The sequence below is a fragment of the Stenotrophomonas sp. YJH_SMC_10 genome (genome assembly GCF_059371555.1).
Window position 1 is genome coordinate 1 of sequence record NZ_JCAFUS010000026.1, and the last position, 19751, is coordinate 19751.

Consider the following 19751-nt stretch of genomic DNA (forward strand, 5'->3'; position numbering starts at 1 on the left):
GAAATGGTGATGCCGGGTGACAACGTCAAGATGGTCGTCACCCTGATCAACCCGGTGGCCATGGACGAAGGCCTGCGCTTCGCCATCCGCGAAGGCGGCCGTACCGTCGGCGCCGGCGTGGTCTCGAAGATCATCGAGTAATCTGGTAGTATCTGCGCCCCGATGTTGCCTGGGTAGGGCATCGGGGCGTATCAAATGGGAAAGCAGGCACAGGATGTGCCTTGTGTTCCCCGGACCAGGAAGGGTCAATGCCATTCAGGCGGCGTCAACAGGTGACTGTTGACAGCTGCCTTGCGTGCCATTATGCTTCTACGTCTGGGCAGGCCGGGAAACTGGTCTGCCTACGTTTTTGAGGTCCATGGAGTGACCTTGTCGGCCTGCAGGACTGCGGGCCGTCCGTATTCAGGAATTTCATGGGGCAAAGCAACCCAGAGGCTTTGTCTGTCGCTCTTTTAACGAAGGAACCTACCGCCATGGCGGACCAAAAGATCCGGATCCGGCTGAAAGCGTTCGATCATCGTCTGATCGACCGTTCGGCCAGCGAGATCGTTGAAACGGCAAAGCGGACCGGCGCGCAAGTGCGTGGCCCGATCCCGCTGCCGACCAAGATCGAGCGTTACACCGTTCTCGTCTCCCCGCACGTCGACAAGGACGCGCGTGACCAGTACGAGACCCGCACGCACAAGCGCGTGCTCGATATCGTTGACCCGAATGACAAGACCGTGGACGCGCTGATGAAGCTCGAACTGGCTGCCGGCGTCGACGTTCAGATCAAGCTGACCTGAGGACTACGACCATGACGAAGAAGTATTCGTTGGGCTTCGTGGGCCGCAAGGCCGGCATGAGCCGCGTGTTCACCGAAGATGGCCGTTCCATCCCGGTGACCCTGATCGAAGCAACCCCGAACCGCATCGCGCAGATCAAGACCGTCGAAACCGACGGCTACAGCGCCGTGCAGGTGACCGTCGGCGCGCGTCGCGCTGCCCTGGTCAACAAGCCGGAAGCCGGCCACTTCGCCAAGGCGAAGGTGGAAGCGGGTCGTGGCCTGTGGGAATTCCGCGTTGAAGACGCGCAGCTCGGCGATTTCGCCGTTGGCGGCGAAGTCAAGGCGGACATCTTCGAAGTCGGCCAGATCGTCGACGTCCAGGGTGTCACCAAGGGTAAGGGCTTCCAGGGCACCATCAAGCGCCACAACTTCCGTATGGGCGATGCAACCCACGGTAACTCGCTGTCGCATCGCGCGCCGGGTTCGCTGGGTCAGCGCCAGACCCCGGGTCGCGTTTTCCCGGGCAAGAAGATGTCGGGCCACATGGGCGCGGTGCAGCAGAGCACCCAGAACCTGGAAGTGGTCAAGGTCGACGTCGAGCGCGGTCTGATCGCCGTTCGCGGCGCCGTTCCGGGCGCGGCGGGTGGCGATGTGATCGTCCGTCCGGCGAGCAAGGCATAAGGAGAGATGACGATGGAACTCGTTATCACGGGTAGCAACAACAAGGTCTCGGTCTCCGACGCCGTGTTCGGTCGCGATTTCAGCGAAGATCTGGTCCACCAGGTCGTCGTTGCCTACCGCAACGCCGGTCGCGCCGGCACCAAGGCACAGAAGACTCGCTCCGAAGTGGCTGGTACCACCAAGAAGTCGAAGAAGCAGAAGGGCGGCGGCGCGCGTCATGGCGCACTGACGGCTCCGATCTTCGTCGGCGGCGGTGTCACCTTCGCGGCCAAGCCGCGCAGCTTCGAGCAGAAGGTCAATCGTAAGCAGTACCGTGCCGCCATGTGCGCGATCCTGTCCGAGCTGAACCGTCAGGGCCGTCTGACCATCGTGGAGTCCTTCGACGTCGAAGCGACCAACACGAAGGGTCTGGTCGCCAAGCTGGCCGGCCTGGAAGTGGGCAAGCGCCCGCTGATCGTCACCGAAGAAGCGTCCGAGCACCTGTACCTGTCCGCCCGCAATCTGCCGTACGTGCAGGTGCGTGACGTCCAGGGCCTGGATCCGGTCTCGCTGGTGGGTGCCGACACGGTCGTCATCACCGCTGACGCGGTCAAGAAGGTCGAGGAGTGGCTGGCATGAACAGCAACGAAAAAATCTTCAGCGTGCTGCGTGCCCCGCGTGTCTCCGAAAAGACCGCGCGCCTGCAGGAACTCTCCAACCAGTATGTCTTCGAAGTTTCGAACGAAGCCACCAAGGCCGATGTAAAGGCCGCGGTTGAGCAGCTGTTCGACGTCAAGGTCGAAGCCGTCAACGTGGTCAACGTCAAGGGCAAGAACAAGTCCTTCCGTAACCGTGCTGGCCGCCGCGGCGATTGGCGCAAGGCGTACGTTCGCCTGGCCGACGGCCAGTCGATCGATGTAACGGCCAAGGCCTGAGGTACATCCCATGCCATTGATGAAATTCAAGCCCACTTCCCCCGGCCGCCGTTCGGCCGTGCGCGTGGTTACGCCCGATCTGCACAAGGGTGCTCCGCACGCCGCACTGGTCGAGTCGCAGAGCCGCTCGGGTGGCCGCAACCACCACGGCCGCATCACCGTGCGTCACGTCGGTGGTGGTGCCAAGCAGCACTACCGCATCATCGACTTCAAGCGCAACAAGCTGGGCATCCCGGCGCGCGTGGAACGCATCGAATACGATCCGAACCGCACCGCCCACATCGCCCTGCTGTGCTACGTCGATGGTGAGCGTCGCTACATCATCGCCCCGAAGGGCCTGAAGGCCGGTGATCAGGTGATCGCTGGTTCGGACGCCCCGATCAAGGCCGGCAACACCCTGCCGCTGCGCAACATCCCGGTCGGCACCACCATCCACTGCATCGAGCTGAAGCCGGGCAAGGGCGCTCAGATCGCTCGCGCCGCCGGTGCGGCCGTGCAGCTGGTGGCTCGCGAAGGCATCTACGCCACCCTGCGCCTGCGCTCGGGTGAAATGCGCAAGGTTCCGGTCGAGTGCTGCGCCACCATCGGTGAAGTCGGCAACGACGAGCACAGCCTGGAAAAGCTGGGCAAGGCCGGTGCCAAGCGTTGGCGCGGCGTCCGCCCGACCGTTCGTGGTGCTGCCATGAACCCGGTTGACCACCCGCACGGTGGTGGTGAGGCCAAGGCCGGCCAGGGTAACCCGCATCCGGTCACCCCGTGGGGTGTTCCGACCAAGGGTTACAAGACGCGCCATAACAAGCGCACTCAGCAGTTCATCGTCCGCGATCGTAGGGGCTAATCGACCATGGCACGTTCACTCAAGAAGGGCCCGTTCGTCGATCACCACCTCGTCAAGAAGGTGGAGGCCGCTGCGGGCAGCAAGAAGCCGATCAAGACCTGGTCGCGCCGTTCGATGATCCTGCCTGACATGGTAGGCATCACCATTGCCGTGCATAACGGCAAGAACCACATCCCGGTTCTCGTCAACGAGAACATGGTCGGCCACAAGCTCGGCGAATTTGCCATCACCCGGACCTTCAAGGGTCACGGTGGTGACAAGAAGTCGGGCAAGTAAGGAGAGATGACAATGGAAGCGAAAGCCATCCTGCGCACTGCGCGCATCTCCCCGCAGAAGGCTCGTCTGGTCGCTGACCAGGTGCGCGGTCTGCCGGCCGAACGTGCGGTCAACCTGCTGAAGTTCTCGGACAAGAAGGCTGCCCACCTGATCAAGAAGGTGGTGGAGTCGGCAATTGCCAACGCCGAGAACAACCAGGGCGCCGACGTCGACGAGCTGAAGGTTCAGACCATCATGGTTGATGAAGGTCCGACCCTGAAGCGTTTCATGGCGCGGGCGAAAGGCCGCGGTACCCGCATCCTCAAGCGCACCAGCCACATCACTGTGGTTGTGGGCGCCGCCAAGTAAGCGGATAAGGAAAAGACCATGGGTCATAAAGTTCATCCGATTGGTATCCGCCTCGGCATTTCCAAGGACTGGAACTCCAAGTGGTACGCCAACAAGGCCGAGTTCGCCGGTTACCTGGCAGCCGACCTGAAAGTGCGCGAAATGCTGCGCAAGAAGCTGGCCCAGGCCGGCATCAGCAAGATCCTGATCGAGCGTCCGGCCAAGACCGCTCGCGTGACGATCCACACCGCCCGTCCGGGCGTGGTGATCGGCAAGCGCGGTGAGGACATCGAGAAGCTGCGCAAGGAAGTGAGCGAGATGATGGGCGTCCCGGCGCACATCAACGTCACCGAAGTGCGCAAGCCGGAACTGGACGCGCAGCTCGTTGCCGAGTCGATCGCCCAGCAGCTGGAGCGTCGCATCATGTTCCGCCGTGCAATGAAGCGCTCGGTCGGCAACGCGATGCGCCTGGGTGCCCTGGGCATCAAGGTCAACGTTGGTGGCCGCCTCAACGGTGCTGAAATCGCCCGTTCGGAGTGGTACCGCGAAGGCCGCGTGCCGCTGCACACCCTGCGTGCCGACATCGACTATGGCTTCGCTGAAGCCAAGACGACCTACGGCATCATCGGCATCAAGGTCTGGATCTACAAGGGCGAGGTCTTCGATTTCTCCCAGGTTGGCCAGGAAAAGCAGGACGACACCCCGTCGCGCAACGATCGTCACGATCGCGGCGACCGTGGTGACCGTCAGCGCCCGGCCCGTGAAGCGAGGTAACGACAATGTTGCAACCCAAGCGAACCAAGTACCGCAAGGTACACAAGGGCCGTAACGATGGCCTGAGCTGGAGCGCCAACGCTGTCAGCTTCGGCGAATACGGCCTGAAGGCAACCGCACACGGTCAGCTGACCGCGCGTCAGATCGAAGCGGCCCGCCGCTCGATCAGCCGCTACGTCAAGCGCGGCGGCAAGATGTGGATCCGCGTGTTCCCCGACAAGCCCATCACCAAGAAGCCCATCGAAGTTCGAATGGGTTCGGGTAAGGGTAACGTGGAATACTGGGTGGCCCAGATCCAGCCCGGCCGCATGATCTATGAAATCGAGGGTGTTTCCGAGGAAGTGGCTCGCGAGGCGTTCCGCCTGGCCGCCGCCAAGCTCTCGGTCACCACCACTTTCGTGACCCGTACGGTGCGCTGATGGATATCAAAACTCTCCGTGAAAAGTCGGCTGACGAACTCAAGGCCCACCTGATCGACCTGCGTAAGGAACAGTTCTCTGTCCGTATGCAGCAGGTCACCGGCCAGCTGCCGAAGACCCACGACATTCGCCGGGTCCGTCGCGAGATTGCTCGCGTCAAGACCCTGCTCGGCAGCACGAAGTAAGGATGGCCGCTATGAGCGACAATACTGAAAAGAAGACGCTGCGCACGGTCGAAGGCCGTGTCGTCAGCAACAAGATGGACAAGACGGTTACCGTCCTGGTTGAGCGTCAGGTCAAGCACGCGCTGTACGGCAAGTACATCAAGCGCTCGACCAAGCTGCACGCCCACGATGCCGACAACGCCTGCAAGGAAGGCGATGTCGTCCGCGTGACCGAGATTGCTCCGATGTCCAAGACCAAGAACTGGCGCGTGGTGGAAGTCATCACGCGTGCGGCTGAATAAGGAGTCTGAATCATGATCCAGATGCAGAGCTACCTTGACGTCGCGGACAATTCGGGTGCCAAGCAGGTGATGTGCTTCAAGGTGCTGGGTGGTTCCAAGCGCCGTTACGCCGGCATCGGCGACATCATCAAGGTCACCGTGAAGGATGCGATTCCGCGCGGCAAGGTCAAGAAGGGTGAAGTGTATGACGCCGTCGTGGTGCGTACCCGCAAGGGTGTGCGTCGCGCCGACGGTTCGCTGATCCGCTTCGACGGCAATGCTGCCGTCCTGCTGAACAACAAGCAGGAGCCGATCGGTACCCGTATCTTCGGGCCGGTGACCCGTGAACTTCGTTCGGAGAAGTTCATGAAGATCGTCTCGCTCGCTCCCGAAGTGCTGTGAGCGACAGGAGATAATCATGGCTAACCGTATCAAGAAGGGCGACCAGGTTGTCGTCAACGCTGGCAAGGACAAGGGCAAGCAGGGCGAAGTCGTCCGCGTCGACGGCGACCGTGTGGTCGTCGCCAACGTGAACATCGTCAAGCGCCACACCAAGCCGAACCCGCAGGCAGGTGTTGCCGGCGGCGTGGTCGAGCGCGAAGCTTCGATCCATATCTCCAACGTGAACGTGCTGAACCCGGCTTCGGGCAAGGGCGAACGCGTTGGCTTCAAGGTGCTGGAGGATGGACGCAAACTGCGTGTGTTCCGCTCCAGCGGTGAGGCGCTCGACGCCTGAGGAATGTGAAGATGACTTCCCGTCTCGAAAAGATCTACAAGGAAGAAGTGGTGCCGGCGCTGATGAAGCAGTTCGGCTACACCAATCCGATGGAAGTACCGAAGCTCGTCAAGGTCACCCTGAACATGGGTGTCGGCGAGGCTGCCACCAACAAGAAGATCCTGGAAAACGCCGTCGCGGACATGACCAAGATTTCCGGCCAGAAGCCGGTTGTCACCAAGTCGCGTATCTCGGTTGCGTCGTTCAAGATCCGTGATGGTTGGCCGATCGGCTGCAAGACCACGCTGCGTCGCCACAAGATGTACGAGTTCCTGGACCGCCTGATCAACATCTCGCTGCCGCGCGTGCGCGACTTCCGTGGTGTTTCCGGTCGTTCCTTCGACGGCCGCGGCAACTTCAACATGGGTGTGAAGGAACAGATCATCTTCCCGGAAATCGACTTCGACGCCGTCGACGCGATCCGCGGTATGGATATCGCCATCACCACCACTGCGAAGACCGACGCGGAAGCGAAGGCGCTGCTGGCAGCGTTCAAGTTCCCGTTCCGTAACTGATCTGTCGAGGAAACCGAAATGGCAAAGACCTCCATGGTCAACCGCGACATCAAGCGGGAAAAGCTGGCCAAGAAGTACGCTGAGAAGCGTGCGGCTCTGAAGAAGATCGTGTCCTCCGTGGACGCGACCTACGAAGAGAAGATCGACGCCGCAACCAAGCTGGCCAAGCTGCCGCGCGATTCGTCGCCGAGCCGTCAGCGCAACCGTTGCGAGCTGTCGGGTCGTCCGCGTGGCGTGTACAGCAAGTTCGGCCTCGGCCGCAACAAGCTGCGCGAAGCCACCATGCGTGGCGACGTCCCGGGCCTGCGCAAGGCCAGCTGGTAATCCCAGCCGGCCCTGCGATCAGCACCTCCTTGCGGGGGTGCTGAACCGGGGGAGGGGGCTGTTCAGCTTCCTTTCTGCGAAAAAACCCGAAGAGCCCGACGCAAGTCGGGCTCTTTTGGCGTATACTCCCGCGTCTTGCCCTGTGCAGACGGGGTTGTAGGAGTGGGCCCTGGCCCGCTGCATCAAGGGACCTGGCCCGTTTCCAGGAGACAACAGATTTTCGCGAAAGCGGATATCGGTGCACTCAAAGGTACTCATATGAGCATGACTGATCCCATCGCCGACCTGCTGGTCCGCATCAAGAATGCGGCCGCAGTTGGCAAGCAGACGGTGAAAGCCCCGTCGTCCAAGATCAAGGTTGCGATCGCCCAGGTCCTGAAGGACGAGGGTTACATCACCGACCTGCGCGTGACCCAGCTGGAAAACAACAAGTCCGAGCTGGAAATCGTGCTGAAGTATTTCGAAGGCAAGCCGGTCATCGCGACCCTGAAGCGCTTCTCGCGTTCGGGCCTGCGCCAGTACCGCGGCAAGAGCGAGCTGCCGAAGGTCATGAACGGCCTGGGCATCTCCATCATTTCCACCTCCAAGGGCATCATGACTGATGCGCAGGCGCGCCAGCTGGGCGTCGGCGGCGAAGTCCTGTGCTTCGTGGCCTAAGGCGAAAGGAGTAGAACTATGTCCCGCGTAGCCAAGAAGCCGATCACCCTGGGTAAGGTTGAACTGAACGTCCAGTCGGACAGCGTCACCGCCAAGGGCCCGAAGGGCACCCTGTCGCTGGCCAAGCCGGCCGGCATTGCCATCAACGTCGACAATGGCGTTGCCACCCTGAGCACCGAGAACGCCGATCTGGTCGCACTGACCGGCACCGTGCGTGCGATCCTGTCCAACATGGTCAAGGGCGTGTCCGAAGGCTTCGAGCGCAAGCTGGAGCTGGTTGGCGTGGGTTACCGCGCTGCCATGCAGGGCAAGGACCTGAGCCTGTCGCTGGGCTTCTCGCACCCGGTCGTGTTCGTGGCGCCGGAAGGCATCACCATCACCACCCCGACCCAGACCGAGATCCTGGTCCAGGGCGCTGACAAGCAGGTCGTCGGTGAAGTCGCCGCCAAGATCCGTGCGTTCCGCAAGCCGGAGCCGTACAAGGGCAAGGGCGTGAAGTACTCCGACGAAGTCATCATCCGTAAGGAAGCCAAGAAGGCGTAAGTGCGAGTCCCTCGCAAGAGCCCGCACATCCATGTGCGGACTCATCAGGGAAAAGCCCATCCTTCAGCTTTCAAGGAACAATCAAAATGAACAAGAACATCGCCCGCCTGCGTCGCGCCAAGTCGACCCGCGCCCACATTCGTGAGCTCGGCGTCGCCCGCCTGTCGGTGCTGCGCACCGGCCAGCACCTGTACGCCCAGGTCTTCACCGCTGACGGTTCGAAGGTGCTGGCTGCCGCCAACACCACCCAGACCGACGTCAAGGAAGGCCTGAAGAACGGCAAGAACGCCGATGCCGCTGCCAAGGTTGGCCGCATCGTCGCCGAGCGCGCCAAGGCCGCCGGCGTCGAGAAGGTTGCCTTCGATCGTTCGGGCTACCGCTACCACGGCCGCATCAAGGCCCTGGCAGAAGCCGCCCGCGAAGCCGGCCTGCAGTTCTAAGGGACAAGGGCAGGGGGGCGATGGCCTCCTGCCTGCCTGCTCGCCAGCCTGAGCGAGGCTGGACGGCGCCGCTCTTCTGCAGCGGCCCACCGGAACAACGCGTCACTCCACAACCATAAGCGGCCTCGAGCCGTACATACCCAAACAACCAAGGAATCAACATGGCAGAAGAGCGTCAGCAGCGGGGTCGCGATCGCGACCGTAACCGCGAAGAGAAGATCGACGACGGCATGATCGAAAAGCTGGTCGCGGTCAACCGCGTCAGCAAGACCGTCAAGGGTGGCCGCCAGTTCACCTTCACCGCCCTGACCGTTGTCGGCGACGGCGAAGGCAAGGTCGGTTTCGGTTATGGCAAGGCCCGCGAAGTGCCGGTCGCCATCCAGAAGTCGATGGAGCAGGCCCGCAAGAACCTGGTCAGCGTTGACCTGAACAACGGCACCCTGTGGCACACCATCAAGGATGGTCACGGCGCAGCCCGCGTGTTCATGCAGCCGGCTTCGGAAGGTACGGGCGTGATCGCCGGCGGTGCCATGCGCGCCGTGCTGGAAGCCGTTGGCGTGAAGAACGTGCTGGCCAAGGCCACCGGTTCGCGCAACCCGATCAACCTGGTGCGTGCCACCGTGAAGGGCCTGTCTGCTGCGCAGTCGCCGGCTCGCATCGCGGCCAAGCGCGGCAAGAAGGTGGAGGAACTCAACCATGGCTAATGAGTCCAACAAGACTGTGAAGGTCCGCCTGGTGCGTGGCCTGCGTGGTACCCAGTCGCGTCACCGCCTGTCGGTGCGTGCTCTGGGCCTGAACAAGCTCAACGATGTGCGTGAACTGAAGGACAGCCCGCAGGTACGCGGCCTGATCAATAAGGTTCAGTACCTCGTCCAGGTTGAGGAGTAATCGACCATGACTCTGCGTCTCAATGAACTGAGCCCGGCACCGGGCGCCCGCACCGAGCGCACCCGCGTCGGCCGCGGTATCGGCTCGGGCCTGGGCAAGACTGCCGGCCGCGGCCACAAGGGTTCGTTCGCCCGTAAGGGTGGCGGCAAGATCAAGGCTGGCTTCGAAGGCGGCCAGACCCCCATGCAGCGCCGTCTGCCGAAGATCGGCTTCCGTTCGCCGATCGCCAAGGACACCGCTGAAGTGCTGCTGTACGCGCTGGACAAGCTGCCGGCCGGTGAGATCGATTTCGCCGCCCTGCGTGCTGCCAAGCTGGTCCCGAGCACCGCAAAGAAGGCCAAGGTCGTCGTCAAGGGCGAAGTGACCAAGGCGTTCACCCTGAAGGGTATTGCTGCCACGGCCGGTGCCAAGGCTGCAATCGAAGCTGCCGGCGGCAGCGTAACGGAGTAAGAAAATCATGGCGCAAGCTGGCATCGGTAACCTCGCGGGCGGAATGGGCAAGTTCACTGAACTTCGCCAACGTTTGCTGTTCGTCGTCGGGGCTTTGATCGTCTATCGCATCGGCTGCTACGTGCCGGTGCCGGGCGTCAATCCCGATGCCATGCTTGCCATGATGCAACAGCAGGGCGGCGGCATCGTGGACATGTTCAACATGTTCTCGGGCGGCGCCCTGCACCGTTTCAGCATCTTCGCGCTGAACGTGATGCCGTACATTTCGGCATCGATCGTGATGCAGCTGGCGGTGCACATCTTCCCCGCGCTGAAGGCGATGCAGAAGGAAGGTGAGTCCGGCCGCCGCAAGATCACCCAGTATTCGCGCATCGGCGCCGTGCTGCTGGCGGTGGTGCAGGGCGGCTCGATCGCGCTGGCCCTGCAGGGCCAGGTCTCGCCGTCGGGCGCTCCGGTCGTGTACGCGCCGGGCATGGGCTTCGTGCTCACCGCCGTGGTCGCGCTGACCGCCGGCACCATGTTCCTGATGTGGGTGGGCGAGCAGGTCACCGAGCGCGGCATCGGCAACGGCGTCTCGCTGATCATCTTCGCCGGTATCGTGGCCGGCCTGCCGGGTGCGGTCATCCACACCTTCGACGCCTACCGCGACGGCAACATCCAGTTCATCCAGCTGCTGCTGATCGCCATCGTCGTGCTTGCCTTCACCTTCTTCGTGGTGTTCGTCGAGCGCGGCCAGCGCCGGATCACGGTGAACTACGCGCGCCGCCAGGGCGGTCGCAACGCGTACATGAACCAGACCTCGTTCCTGCCGCTGAAGCTCAACATGGCCGGCGTCATCCCGGCGATCTTCGCCTCGAGCCTGCTGGCCTTCCCGGCCACCCTGGCCATGTGGTCCGGCCAGGCGGCCAACCAGAGCAGCTTCGGCCAGGTGCTGCAGAAGGTCGCCAACGCGCTCGGCCCGGGCGAGCCGCTGCACATGATCGTGTTCGCTGCGCTGATCACCGGCTTCGCGTTCTTCTATACCGCGCTGGTCTTCAACTCGCAGGAAACCGCCGACAACCTGAAGAAGTCGGGCGCGCTGATCCCGGGCATCCGTCCGGGCAAGGCCACCGCCGACTACATCGACGGCGTGCTGACCCGCCTGACCGCCGCCGGTTCGGCGTACCTGGTGATCGTCTGCCTGCTGCCGGAACTGATGCGCACGCAGCTGAACGCCTCGTTCTACTTCGGTGGTACTTCGCTGCTGATCGTGGTGGTGGTGGTGATGGACTTCATCGCCCAGGTGCAGGCGCACCTGATGTCCCACCAGTACGAGAGCCTGCTGAAGAAGGCCAACCTGAAGGGCGGCAACCGCGGCGGTTTTGCCCGCGGCTGATTGAGCTGTTATACTTTCGTCTTCCTGACGTGATGGTCCCTCCGCTTCGCGGACTTCGGCCACACAAACGAAGGGCGGCCCCCGCAGCGGTTCCGGGTGGGGGTGTGATGTGGTGGTCCCGCGCTGGAGTAGCGCGGGCGGCCCCGGGGGAAACCCCAGGTCCAACCCCATCCGGCGCCGGAGCCTGGGCACACTCCCCAGGCCGGGTTCATGAAACCAATGGTTTCACGGGCTTCCATGTAAACCGGAACCTTGTTAGTATCGCTAGTTCACTTTTTTGATCCATCCTGCCGGATTGGCGTGCCCGAGGCGCGCTGTCGGCCATCACTCAGCTGGAGAACCGCGTCATGGCGCGTATTGCAGGCGTCAACCTGCCAGCCCAGAAGCATGTCTGGGTCGGGTTGCAAAGCATTTACGGCATCGGCCGTACCCGTTCGAAGAAGGTCTGCGAAGTCGCAGGCGTTGCTTCGACCACCAAGATCCGCGATCTGTCGGAGCCGGAAATCGAGCGCCTGCGCGCCGAAGTCGGCAAGTACATCGTGGAAGGCGATCTGCGCCGTGAGATCGGCATCGCGATCAAGCGCCTGATGGACCTGGGCTGCTACCGCGGCCTGCGTCACCGTCGTGGTCTCCCGCTGCGTGGCCAGCGCACCCGTACCAACGCCCGCACCCGCAAGGGTCCGCGCAAGGCGATCAAGAAGTAAGGGACTGAGAAATGGCTAAGCCCGCTGCTAAGACCAAGAAGAAGATCAAGCGCGTCGTCACCGACGGCGTCGCCCACGTCCACGCTTCGTTCAACAACACCATCGTCACCATCACCGACCGCCAGGGCAACGCTCTGTCGTGGGCAACCTCCGGTGGCGCTGGCTTCCGCGGTTCGCGCAAGTCGACCCCGTTCGCTGCCCAGGTGGCGGCTGAAAAGGCCGGTCGTGCTGCGCTGGACTACGGCGTGAAGTCGCTGGAAGTCCGCATCAAGGGCCCGGGTCCGGGCCGTGAGTCGGCCGTGCGTTCGTTGAACAACGTCGGCTACAAGATCACCAACATCATCGACGTGACGCCCATCCCGCACAACGGGTGCCGTCCGCCGAAGAAGCGTCGCGTCTAAAGGGAGCGATAAGAAATGGCTCGTTATATCGGTCCTACCTGTAAGCTCGCCCGCCGCGAAGGCGCCGACCTGTCCCTGAAGAGCCCGGCGCGTGCGCTGGACTCCAAGTGCAAGCTGGAGCAGAAGCCCGGCCAGCACGGCGCCACTGCCCGCAAGGGCAAGCTGTCCGACTACGCCACCCAGCTGCGTGAAAAGCAGAAGGTCAAGCGTATCTACGGCCTGCTGGAGCGTCAGTTCCGCAACTACTACAAGAAGGCCTCGACCAAGAAGGGCAACACCGGCGAGAACCTGCTGCAGCTGCTGGAAACCCGCCTGGACAACGTCGTCTACCGCATGGGCTTCGCCGTGACCCGTCCGGCTGCCCGTCAGCTGGTGTCGCACCGCGGCGTCACCGTGAATGGCAAGTCGGTCAACCTGGCCTCGTACCAGGTCAAGGCTGGCGACGCCATCGCTCTGTCCGAAAAGGCTGCCAAGCAGCTGCGCGTCCAGGAAGCCCTGACCGTCGCCGCCCAGCATGACCTGAGCCCGTCGTGGGTTGAAGTGGATTCCGGCAAGTTCACCGGCATCTTCAAGGCTGTTCCGGATCGTTCGGATCTGCCTGCGGACATCAACGAAGCGCTGATCGTCGAGCTGTATTCGAAGTAATTCACATTGGAGAGCCCCCGGCGACGGCCGGGGGTTCACTAGGAGAACCCGCAACATGACGGTTACCGCCAACCAGGTTCTGCGTCCTCGCGGTCCGCAGATCGAACGCCTTACCGACACCCGCGCAAAGGTCGTCATCGAACCTTTGGAGCGGGGTTACGGGCATACGCTGGGCAACGCCCTGCGTCGCGTGCTGCTGTCGTCCATCCCGGGCTTCGCCATCACGGAAGTCGAAATCGACGGCGTGTTGCATGAGTACACCACGGTCGAAGGTCTGCAGGAGGACGTGCTCGAAGTCCTGCTGAACCTGAAGGACGTGGCCATCCGTATGCACTCCGGCGACAGCGCCACCCTGTCCCTGTCCAAGCAGGGCCCGGGCGTTGTCACCGCTGCCGACATCAAGGTCGACCACAATGTGGAGATCCTGAACGGCGACCATGTGATCTGCCACCTGACCAAGGATACGGCGATCAACATGCGTCTGAAGATCGAACGTGGTTTCGGCTACCAGCCGGCGGCCGCGCGTCGTCGTCCGGACGAAGAAACCCGTGCCATCGGCCGCCTGGTCCTGGATGCCTCGTTCTCGCCGGTCCGCCGTGTCGCCTACGCCGTGGAAGCGGCGCGTGTCGAACAGCGCACCGACCTGGACAAGCTGGTCATCGATATCGAGACCAACGGCACCATCGATGCCGAGGAAGCCGTGCGCACCGCCGCCGACATCCTCAGCGACCAGCTGTCGGTATTCGGTGACTTCACCCACCGCGACCGCGGTGCGGCCAAGCCGGCCAACAACGGCGTGGATCCGGTGCTGCTGCGCCCGATCGACGATCTGGAGCTGACCGTGCGTTCGGCCAACTGCCTGAAGGCTGAAAGCATCTACTACATCGGCGATCTGATCCAGAAGACCGAAGTGGAGCTGCTGAAGACCCCGAACCTGGGCAAGAAGTCGCTCACCGAGATCAAGGAAGTGCTGGCTCAGCGCGGCCTTTCGCTCGGCATGAAGCTGGAGAACTGGCCGCCGGCCGGCGTCGCCAGCCATGGCATGCTGGGCTGATATCGGTAATGCCTGGAGGCTCCACCGTTCGCGGTGGAGCCTTCAACGCAACACACCACGCCACGACGAACCGCAGGTTCGCGGGCAGGTCGTCCAGGACGGGTGACCAGGACCAACCGCAGTCCGCGCAGTAACGCCAGGATGGCGACAACGATCCACACAGCCGCATCATTAACCAAGGAATATCACCATGCGTCACCAGAAGTCTGGCCGTAAGTTCAGCCGCACCAGCGCCCACCGCGAAGCGATGTTCAAGAACATGGCCGCCTCGCTGTTCAAGCACGAGCTGATCAAGACCACCCTGCCGAAGGCCAAGGAACTGCGCCGCGTTGCCGAGCCGCTGATCACCCTGGCCAAGGTCGACTCCGTCGCCAACCGCCGTCTGGCCTTCGCCCGCCTGCGCGACAACGAAGCCGTGGGCAACCTGTTCACCATCCTGGGCCCGCGCTACGCGAACCGTCCGGGCGGCTACCTGCGCCTGCTGAAGTGCGGTTTCCGCGCCGGCGACAACGCACCGATGGCCTACGTCGAGCTGGTTGACCGTCCGGTCGTGGCCGAGGAAGTGGCCGAGTAATCGGACTGCTCCAATGCGACACAGCGAAAGCCCGGCCTCTGCCGGGCTTTTGCATTTCCGGAGCGGAAGTCCGGGGTCGGATCCCGTGCCACGGGCGCGGGATCTGACCCGCACCGTTCCGACAGGCGTCACCTGTGGCGGTTCGAATGGCGCGCGCTCTCGGTTACGCTTGGCGCCTTGATCCATTCGAGCGTTGACGATGAATCCACTGCGCTGGCCCTTCCGCGCCCAGTTCTTCCTGGGCTTCCTGATCTGCGCGGGCCTGCTCGGCTACGCGATCTTCCTGCAGCTCAAGATGGGCCTGGAGCCGTGCCCGCTGTGCATCTTCCAGCGCCTGGCTTTTGCCGCGCTGGGCCTGCTGTTCCTGATCGGTGCGCTGCACGGGCCGTCCAACCGTCCCGGCCGCGCCACCTACGGCGTGCTCGCCTTCATCGCGGCGGCCGTCGGCGTGGGCATCGCTGCGCGCCACGTCTACGTGCAGATGCTGCCGCCGGAGATGGGCGCGACCTGTGGCCCGCCGCTGAGCTTCCTGCGCGAGACCATGGGGCCGCTGGAAGTGTTCCGCACGGTGCTGACCGGTACCGGCAACTGCGGCAACATCGACTGGACGTTCCTGGGCCTGACCATGCCGATGTGGTCGGGCGTGTGGTTCGTGCTGCTGGCGCTGTGGGCGCTGGTGGCGTCGCTGCGCAAGGTCAAGCGCTGAAGCAAGGCGGGGTCGGAGCCCTTTCCTGCGGAAAGGGATCCGACTCCAGGCACCCTGGCGTCCTCAGAAGTCCTGCTGCAGGCTCAGGTAGGCGCCCCGGCGCGGACCCCACTGCGGGGCGAACACGCCGACGCCACCGCCATCGCGCAGCTGGTAGCTGCGGTCCAGTGCGTTGATCAGGGCGAGTTGCACGTGCAGGGGATGGCCACTGTCGGCGTTGAAGTCATGCCCGGCGCTGAGGTTCACCTGCAGGTAGGACGGCAGTTCGCCGCCGTTGGGCACGCCGTCGGCGTCCGAGCGCAGGCCGCTGCCGAACAAGTAGTTGGCACCGATCCGGTTGTGCCCGGCAAAGGCGTAGCTGAAGCCGCCCGAAGACGTCAGCTTCTGGTCGTGGTCGAGGTGGATCCAGTGGTTGGCCACATAGGCCAGTGCGTCCGGGTCGAGGTTGTACTGGCTGGTGATGACCTGGGTGCCGATCGCCTTGTTGTAGGCTGCGTTGAAGTAGGCGCTGAACGGGCCGTTGCTGTAGTCGGCGCTGAACTCCAGCCCACGGATGTGGCCACGGCGATAGTTGAACGTCGAGTAGATGTAGGCGGCGCCGAACTGACCTTCGTCCTGCAGGCGCGCAACGCGGCGGTCGTAGGCGTCCAGGCCCAGGGTCAGGTGGTCGCCCAGCTGCTGCGAGATGCCGATGTCGTAGTAGTCGCTGCGTTCGGCCAGGGGCGTGTTGTTGCCGCCGCTGGGCTGCTGGTTGGTGGTGCCGTCGTACAGCGCGATGTCGCTGCTGGCAATCAGCTCACTGGCCGGCGGCGTGAAGTAGCGCGCGTAGCCCGCATGCACGGTGGTGCGGTCGCTGGCATTCCAGACCACGCCTGCGCGCGGGCTGAGCTGGCCCTCGGTGCGTCCAAACGCCTTGTAGCGATCGCCGCGCAGGCCGTAGTTGACGGTCCAGTCGTCGCCGATCTTCCACTCGTCCTGTACGTACACCGCCAGCGTGCTGGCGTGGAAGGCGCTGCGGTCTGGAATCAGCAGTGGCGTGGTGCTGGATTGCTGGCCGGCGCCATCGACCGGGAACACCCAGCTGTTGTTGCTGGCGCGCGCATTCTCGTAGTTGCCGTACAGGCCGTAGCGCAGCGTGTGGTCATTGCCCAGCGGGGTGGAGAAGTCGGCCTGCAGCGTGTTGGCGCGGTTGCTGCGCTGCACCTGTGAGGCGACGCCACTGAACACCAGGTCGCCGATGACATCCGGATGGAATGCCACATCGCTGTAGCGCTGGCCGGCCGAGAGCTGATAGGCGGTGCTGCCCAACGTGCCCTGCAGCACCAGCATGCCGAAGCGGGTGGCCTCGCGCTGGGTTTCATCCAGCTGGCTGGAGTCGAAGGTGGTGGTATCGAGGTAACCGAACTGCGGCGTCTGCCCGGGGTTGACCGGGATCTGGAAGCGATTGTTGGCAAAGCCGGCGAACACGCTCAGGCGGGTGTTCTCGTTGACCAGGTAGGTGAGGTCGGCGAAGGCCTTGCCCTGGTGGGTGTCGTCGTGCTGCGGCTTGCGCGTGCTGGTCGGGTTCTCCAGGCCCACCTCGTTCTGGTCGTAGTTGCCGGTCAGGAACCAGCTCCAGCGCCCCTGGTTGCCCCACCAGGAGGCATTGGGATTGATCTTGCCGAATGCGCCTGCGGTCAGCCCGGCGCTGCCGCCATTGCCAAGCTCGGCGCCGCTGCGGGTGGTGATGTCGACCACAGCTGCCGTGCGTTCGCCGAACTGTGCCGGCAGCGCGCCATCCATCAGGCGGAGGCTCTTGATCGTGCGGGCATCCAGGGTCTGGCCAAAGCCAGAGATCGACTCGGGCAGCAGGACGCCGTTGATGCGGTACTGCAGATTGGCGTGGTCGCCGCGCACGTGCACGCCGCCGTAGGAATCCTGGACCACGCCCGGGGCCTGCAGCAGCACCTGGCTCAGCGGCGCAGAGGCGCCCAGCGGCTGCTTCTGGATGTCCTCGGCGGTGATCTGGTACTGGCTGCTGCCGATGTCCGGCGACAGCGCATTGCGGGCCTGGTCGAGCTGGGCACTGACGGTGACCGTATCCAGCTCCTTGACCGATGGTTTGCCGTCGTCGGGCGCGGCCGCGAACGCGGGCAGGCTGGCCAGGGCCAGGGCGAAGGTGATGCCGGTAGCGAGCAGGGAAGGCTTCATGGCAGGCGGGCTGTGGGAGGGAGCTGTGGAAGGGAGGGCGGGGCGATTGTTACTTCGTAACAGTGCGTGGCGAATCATGCGCCTGTCCGGGAGCCCCCGGCCATGCGGTTTCTGGCTGATCGCGAGAGCCTTTGCCCGGCGTTCAGCCATGTGCATGCGGCGGCCGGGCCTTTGCGGCAGCGGTCGGCTCTGCGACCATGAACGCCTTCTCCCCCCGCCGGAAACCTGCAATGAGCCTGTCCGCCGTTTCGCCTGTTCCCGATCCTGCCGCGACCGCCGTCGGCGCTGCCTGGTCGCCGGAGAGCTGGCGTGGCAAGACCGCGCTGCAGATGCCGACCTACCCCGACCCGGTGGCCTTGGACGCTGCCCTGCACGAGCTGAAGCGGCTGCCACCGCTGGTCACGTCGTGGGAAATCCTGGCACTGAAGCAGCAGCTGGCCGAGGCCCAGGAAGGCAAGCGGTTCCTGCTGCAGGGCGGCGATTGCGCCGAGAACTTCAGCGACTGCGAATCCGGCACGATTTCCAACCGGCTGAAGGTGCTGCTGCAGATGAGCCTGGTCCTGGTGCATGGGCTGCGCCAGCCGGTGATCCGCGTCGGCCGCTTCGCTGGCCAGTACGCCAAGCCGCGTTCGGCCGATACCGAAACCCGCGACGGCGTGACCCTGCCCAGCTACCGCGGCGACGTGATCAATGCGCCGGCGTTCACCGAGGCGGCGCGCCTGCCCGATCCGAAGCGCATGCTGCAGGCGCACGCGCATTCGGCGATGACGATGAACTTCGTGCGCGCGCTGATCGATGGGGGGTTCGCCGATCTGCACCACCCCGAGTACTGGAACCTGGAATGGGTGAGCCATTCGCCGCTGGCCGCCGAATACCAGAAGATGGTGGCGTCCATCGGTGATGCGGTGCACTTCATGGAAACCCTGGCCGGGGCCCGCGTGCACAACCTCAACCGCATCGACTTCTACACCTCGCATGAAGCATTGCTGCTGCCCTACGAGCAGGCGCTGACCCGGCGGGTGCCGCGCCAGCAGGGCTGGTTGAACCTGAGCACGCATTACCCGTGGATCGGCATGCGTACCGCCGCGCTGGAGGGCGCCCACGTGGAGTACCTGCGTGGCGTGCGCAATCCGATTGCAATCAAGGTGGGCCCGTCGGTGTCGCCGGACCAGCTGCTGCGCCTGATCGATGTGCTCAACCCGCATGACGAGCCTGGCCGCCTGAGCTTCATCCATCGCATGGGGGCGGCGCAGATTGCCGAGAAGCTGCCGCCGCTGCTGGATGCGGTCAAGCGCGACGGTCGCCGCGTGCTGTGGGTGTGCGATGCGATGCATGGCAATACCGAGAGCACCGCCAATGGCTTCAAGACGCGCCGCTTCGACAACGTGCGCGGCGAAGTGGAGATGTCGTTCGATCTGCATGCGGCGGCAGGCACGCGCCTGGGCGGTGTGCACCTGGAGCTGACCGGCGAGGACGTGACCGAGTGCACCGGCGGCGCGCGCGAGCTGACCGAGCGTGACCTGGAGCGCGCATATCGTTCGACGGTGGATCCGCGGTTGAACTACGAGCAGTCGCTGGAGATCGCGATGGCGATCGTGCGCAAGCAGGAGCAGGTGCGGTAAGGGTGTTGCGGCAGGGCCTGCAGCCCTGCACCTGCGGACGCAACGGCAACGGCAACGGCCGAAGCAACGGCAACAGCACTCATTCCGTGGGATGGCGGGGCGGTGTCGGAGTGCGGGGACGCTGCAAGTACGTCCCTGTAAGCTTGGCAGCCGCATCCATGCGGCTGACACCCCGCACTCCGACACCGCCCCACCTTTGACAGATTCCCGCGGCTGTTGGTAGGTGTCGACCTTGGTCGACACGGTAGATCCACGCCATGCGTGGATGCTTTGGGATTCCAATTCGAAATATTCGATTCCGATGGAGATTCATCCACGCACGGCGTGGATCTTATCTCTTGCCGATCTGGCACCTTGGGTGCCGAGAGCCCGGCGTGGGCGACCGTGTGGATCCAGGTCTTGCGACCGAGAAGTAGCTTGGGTCCCCACGCCGGATTCTCCCTGAACC

31 protein-coding genes are annotated in these 19751 nt (G+C 63.7%); 30 read left to right on the top strand and 1 reads right to left on the bottom strand.

All coding sequences use genetic code 11. The features are described 5' to 3' along the window. The 29 genes from AC5P9C_RS19930 to AC5P9C_RS20070 form a co-directional block, all read left to right on the top strand. A partial coding sequence (locus AC5P9C_RS19930) for an EF-Tu C-terminal domain-related protein (RefSeq protein ID WP_487247787.1) occupies positions 1 to 141 on the top strand: 141 nt, incomplete at its 5' end. 332 nt (positions 142 to 473) lie between these two features. After that, positions 474 to 785 carry a 30S ribosomal protein S10 gene (rpsJ, locus tag AC5P9C_RS19935; protein WP_005408208.1) on the top strand — a complete coding sequence of 104 codons (312 nt, stop codon included), beginning with the start codon at positions 474 to 476 and terminating at the stop codon, positions 783 to 785. 11 nt (positions 786 to 796) lie between these two features. Further along, positions 797 to 1447, top strand: coding sequence for a 50S ribosomal protein L3 (gene rplC / locus AC5P9C_RS19940; protein WP_004145336.1), 651 nt, complete (start codon positions 797 to 799; stop codon positions 1445 to 1447). Between the two features lie 12 nt (positions 1448 to 1459). Then, on the top strand, positions 1460 to 2065 hold the full coding sequence (gene rplD, locus AC5P9C_RS19945; protein ID WP_049470438.1) for a 50S ribosomal protein L4: 606 nt from the start codon (positions 1460 to 1462) through the stop codon (positions 2063 to 2065). Further along, positions 2062 to 2361 carry a 50S ribosomal protein L23 gene (rplW, locus tag AC5P9C_RS19950; protein ID WP_004145338.1) on the top strand — a complete coding sequence of 100 codons (300 nt, stop codon included), beginning with the start codon at positions 2062 to 2064 and terminating at the stop codon, positions 2359 to 2361. Before rplD ends, rplW begins: the two co-directional genes overlap by 4 nt. A gap of 10 nt (positions 2362 to 2371) precedes the next feature. Continuing rightward, positions 2372 to 3199, top strand: coding sequence for a 50S ribosomal protein L2 (gene rplB, locus AC5P9C_RS19955; RefSeq protein WP_004145339.1), 828 nt, complete (start codon positions 2372 to 2374; stop codon positions 3197 to 3199). A gap of 6 nt (positions 3200 to 3205) precedes the next feature. Next, positions 3206 to 3475, top strand: coding sequence for a 30S ribosomal protein S19 (gene rpsS, locus AC5P9C_RS19960; RefSeq protein WP_005415413.1), 270 nt, complete (start codon positions 3206 to 3208; stop codon positions 3473 to 3475). Positions 3476 to 3487: 12 nt separating this feature from the next. Beyond that, the gene (rplV, locus tag AC5P9C_RS19965) at positions 3488 to 3823 is read left to right on the top strand and encodes a 50S ribosomal protein L22 (protein WP_004145348.1); all 336 of its coding nucleotides are present in this window, start codon (positions 3488 to 3490) and stop codon (positions 3821 to 3823) included. Between the two features lie 18 nt (positions 3824 to 3841). Further along, entirely contained in the window at positions 3842 to 4576 is a 735-nt protein-coding gene (gene rpsC / locus AC5P9C_RS19970) for a 30S ribosomal protein S3 (protein ID WP_004145350.1), read from the top strand. Between the two features lie 5 nt (positions 4577 to 4581). Further along, positions 4582 to 4995: a 50S ribosomal protein L16 gene (rplP, locus tag AC5P9C_RS19975; RefSeq protein WP_004154486.1), complete on the top strand. Its 414-nt coding sequence runs from the start codon at positions 4582 to 4584 to the stop codon at positions 4993 to 4995. Continuing rightward, entirely contained in the window at positions 4995 to 5180 is a 186-nt protein-coding gene (rpmC, locus tag AC5P9C_RS19980; protein WP_004154487.1) for a 50S ribosomal protein L29, read from the top strand. Before rplP ends, rpmC begins: the two co-directional genes overlap by 1 nt. 11 nt (positions 5181 to 5191) lie before the next feature. Continuing rightward, the gene (gene rpsQ / locus AC5P9C_RS19985; RefSeq protein WP_004154489.1) at positions 5192 to 5461 is read left to right on the top strand and encodes a 30S ribosomal protein S17; all 270 of its coding nucleotides are present in this window, start codon (positions 5192 to 5194) and stop codon (positions 5459 to 5461) included. Positions 5462 to 5473: 12 nt separating this feature from the next. Continuing rightward, the gene (gene rplN, locus AC5P9C_RS19990; protein WP_010483978.1) at positions 5474 to 5842 is read left to right on the top strand and encodes a 50S ribosomal protein L14; all 369 of its coding nucleotides are present in this window, start codon (positions 5474 to 5476) and stop codon (positions 5840 to 5842) included. Positions 5843 to 5858: 16 nt separating this feature from the next. Next, a complete protein-coding gene (rplX, locus tag AC5P9C_RS19995; protein ID WP_004154490.1) occupies positions 5859 to 6176 on the top strand; it encodes a 50S ribosomal protein L24 in 318 nt (105 codons plus the stop codon). An 11-nt stretch (positions 6177 to 6187) separates the two neighbouring features. Further along, the gene (gene rplE / locus AC5P9C_RS20000) at positions 6188 to 6730 is read left to right on the top strand and encodes a 50S ribosomal protein L5 (RefSeq protein ID WP_005415416.1); all 543 of its coding nucleotides are present in this window, start codon (positions 6188 to 6190) and stop codon (positions 6728 to 6730) included. Positions 6731 to 6748: 18 nt separating this feature from the next. After that, positions 6749 to 7054, top strand: a complete 306-nt coding sequence (gene rpsN, locus AC5P9C_RS20005) for a 30S ribosomal protein S14 (RefSeq protein WP_005408209.1) — start codon at positions 6749 to 6751, stop codon at positions 7052 to 7054. 258 nt (positions 7055 to 7312) lie between these two features. Continuing rightward, positions 7313 to 7711, top strand: coding sequence for a 30S ribosomal protein S8 (rpsH, locus tag AC5P9C_RS20010; protein WP_005408210.1), 399 nt, complete (start codon positions 7313 to 7315; stop codon positions 7709 to 7711). A gap of 18 nt (positions 7712 to 7729) precedes the next feature. Next, positions 7730 to 8254, top strand: a complete 525-nt coding sequence (gene rplF, locus AC5P9C_RS20015) for a 50S ribosomal protein L6 (protein WP_053462252.1) — start codon at positions 7730 to 7732, stop codon at positions 8252 to 8254. Positions 8255 to 8334: 80 nt separating this feature from the next. After that, positions 8335 to 8694 (top strand): 50S ribosomal protein L18, encoded by a 360-nt coding sequence (gene rplR / locus AC5P9C_RS20020; RefSeq protein ID WP_169411773.1) that lies wholly within the window; start codon positions 8335 to 8337, stop codon positions 8692 to 8694. 161 nt (positions 8695 to 8855) lie between these two features. Further along, entirely contained in the window at positions 8856 to 9398 is a 543-nt protein-coding gene (rpsE, locus tag AC5P9C_RS20025; RefSeq protein WP_005408213.1) for a 30S ribosomal protein S5, read from the top strand. After that, complete coding sequence (gene rpmD, locus AC5P9C_RS20030; RefSeq protein ID WP_005408214.1) at positions 9391 to 9582, top strand: 50S ribosomal protein L30; 192 nt, start codon at positions 9391 to 9393, stop codon at positions 9580 to 9582. Before rpsE ends, rpmD begins: the two co-directional genes overlap by 8 nt. Positions 9583 to 9588: 6 nt before the next feature. Further along, positions 9589 to 10032, top strand: a complete 444-nt coding sequence (rplO, locus tag AC5P9C_RS20035; RefSeq protein WP_004154498.1) for a 50S ribosomal protein L15 — start codon at positions 9589 to 9591, stop codon at positions 10030 to 10032. A gap of 7 nt (positions 10033 to 10039) precedes the next feature. Then, entirely contained in the window at positions 10040 to 11407 is a 1368-nt protein-coding gene (gene secY, locus AC5P9C_RS20040; protein ID WP_005415420.1) for a preprotein translocase subunit SecY, read from the top strand. A 347-nt stretch (positions 11408 to 11754) separates the two neighbouring features. After that, the gene (gene rpsM, locus AC5P9C_RS20045) at positions 11755 to 12111 is read left to right on the top strand and encodes a 30S ribosomal protein S13 (protein WP_004154500.1); all 357 of its coding nucleotides are present in this window, start codon (positions 11755 to 11757) and stop codon (positions 12109 to 12111) included. 11 nt (positions 12112 to 12122) lie between these two features. Beyond that, positions 12123 to 12512 (top strand): 30S ribosomal protein S11, encoded by a 390-nt coding sequence (gene rpsK / locus AC5P9C_RS20050; protein ID WP_004145443.1) that lies wholly within the window; start codon positions 12123 to 12125, stop codon positions 12510 to 12512. Positions 12513 to 12527: 15 nt separating this feature from the next. After that, complete coding sequence (gene rpsD, locus AC5P9C_RS20055; protein ID WP_004145446.1) at positions 12528 to 13157, top strand: 30S ribosomal protein S4; 630 nt, start codon at positions 12528 to 12530, stop codon at positions 13155 to 13157. 55 nt (positions 13158 to 13212) lie between these two features. Next, a complete protein-coding gene (locus AC5P9C_RS20060; RefSeq protein ID WP_005408216.1) occupies positions 13213 to 14211 on the top strand; it encodes a DNA-directed RNA polymerase subunit alpha in 999 nt (332 codons plus the stop codon). 190 nt (positions 14212 to 14401) lie between these two features. Beyond that, positions 14402 to 14785, top strand: coding sequence for a 50S ribosomal protein L17 (gene rplQ / locus AC5P9C_RS20065; RefSeq protein ID WP_005408217.1), 384 nt, complete (start codon positions 14402 to 14404; stop codon positions 14783 to 14785). Positions 14786 to 14984: 199 nt separating this feature from the next. Continuing rightward, positions 14985 to 15491 carry a disulfide bond formation protein B gene (locus tag AC5P9C_RS20070; protein WP_049470440.1) on the top strand — a complete coding sequence of 169 codons (507 nt, stop codon included), beginning with the start codon at positions 14985 to 14987 and terminating at the stop codon, positions 15489 to 15491. Positions 15492 to 15554: 63 nt separating this feature from the next. Here the strand turns inward: AC5P9C_RS20070 and AC5P9C_RS20075 are convergent, their stop codons facing one another. Continuing rightward, the gene (locus AC5P9C_RS20075) at positions 15555 to 17681 is read right to left on the bottom strand and encodes a TonB-dependent receptor (RefSeq protein WP_343543467.1); all 2127 of its coding nucleotides are present in this window, start codon (positions 17679 to 17681) and stop codon (positions 15555 to 15557) included. 230 nt (positions 17682 to 17911) lie between these two features. On the opposite strand from AC5P9C_RS20075, the gene AC5P9C_RS20080 reads away from it, so the two are divergent. Continuing rightward, positions 17912 to 19303, top strand: coding sequence for a class II 3-deoxy-7-phosphoheptulonate synthase (locus AC5P9C_RS20080; RefSeq protein ID WP_414615356.1), 1392 nt, complete (start codon positions 17912 to 17914; stop codon positions 19301 to 19303). Positions 19304 to 19751 lie beyond the last annotated feature (448 nt).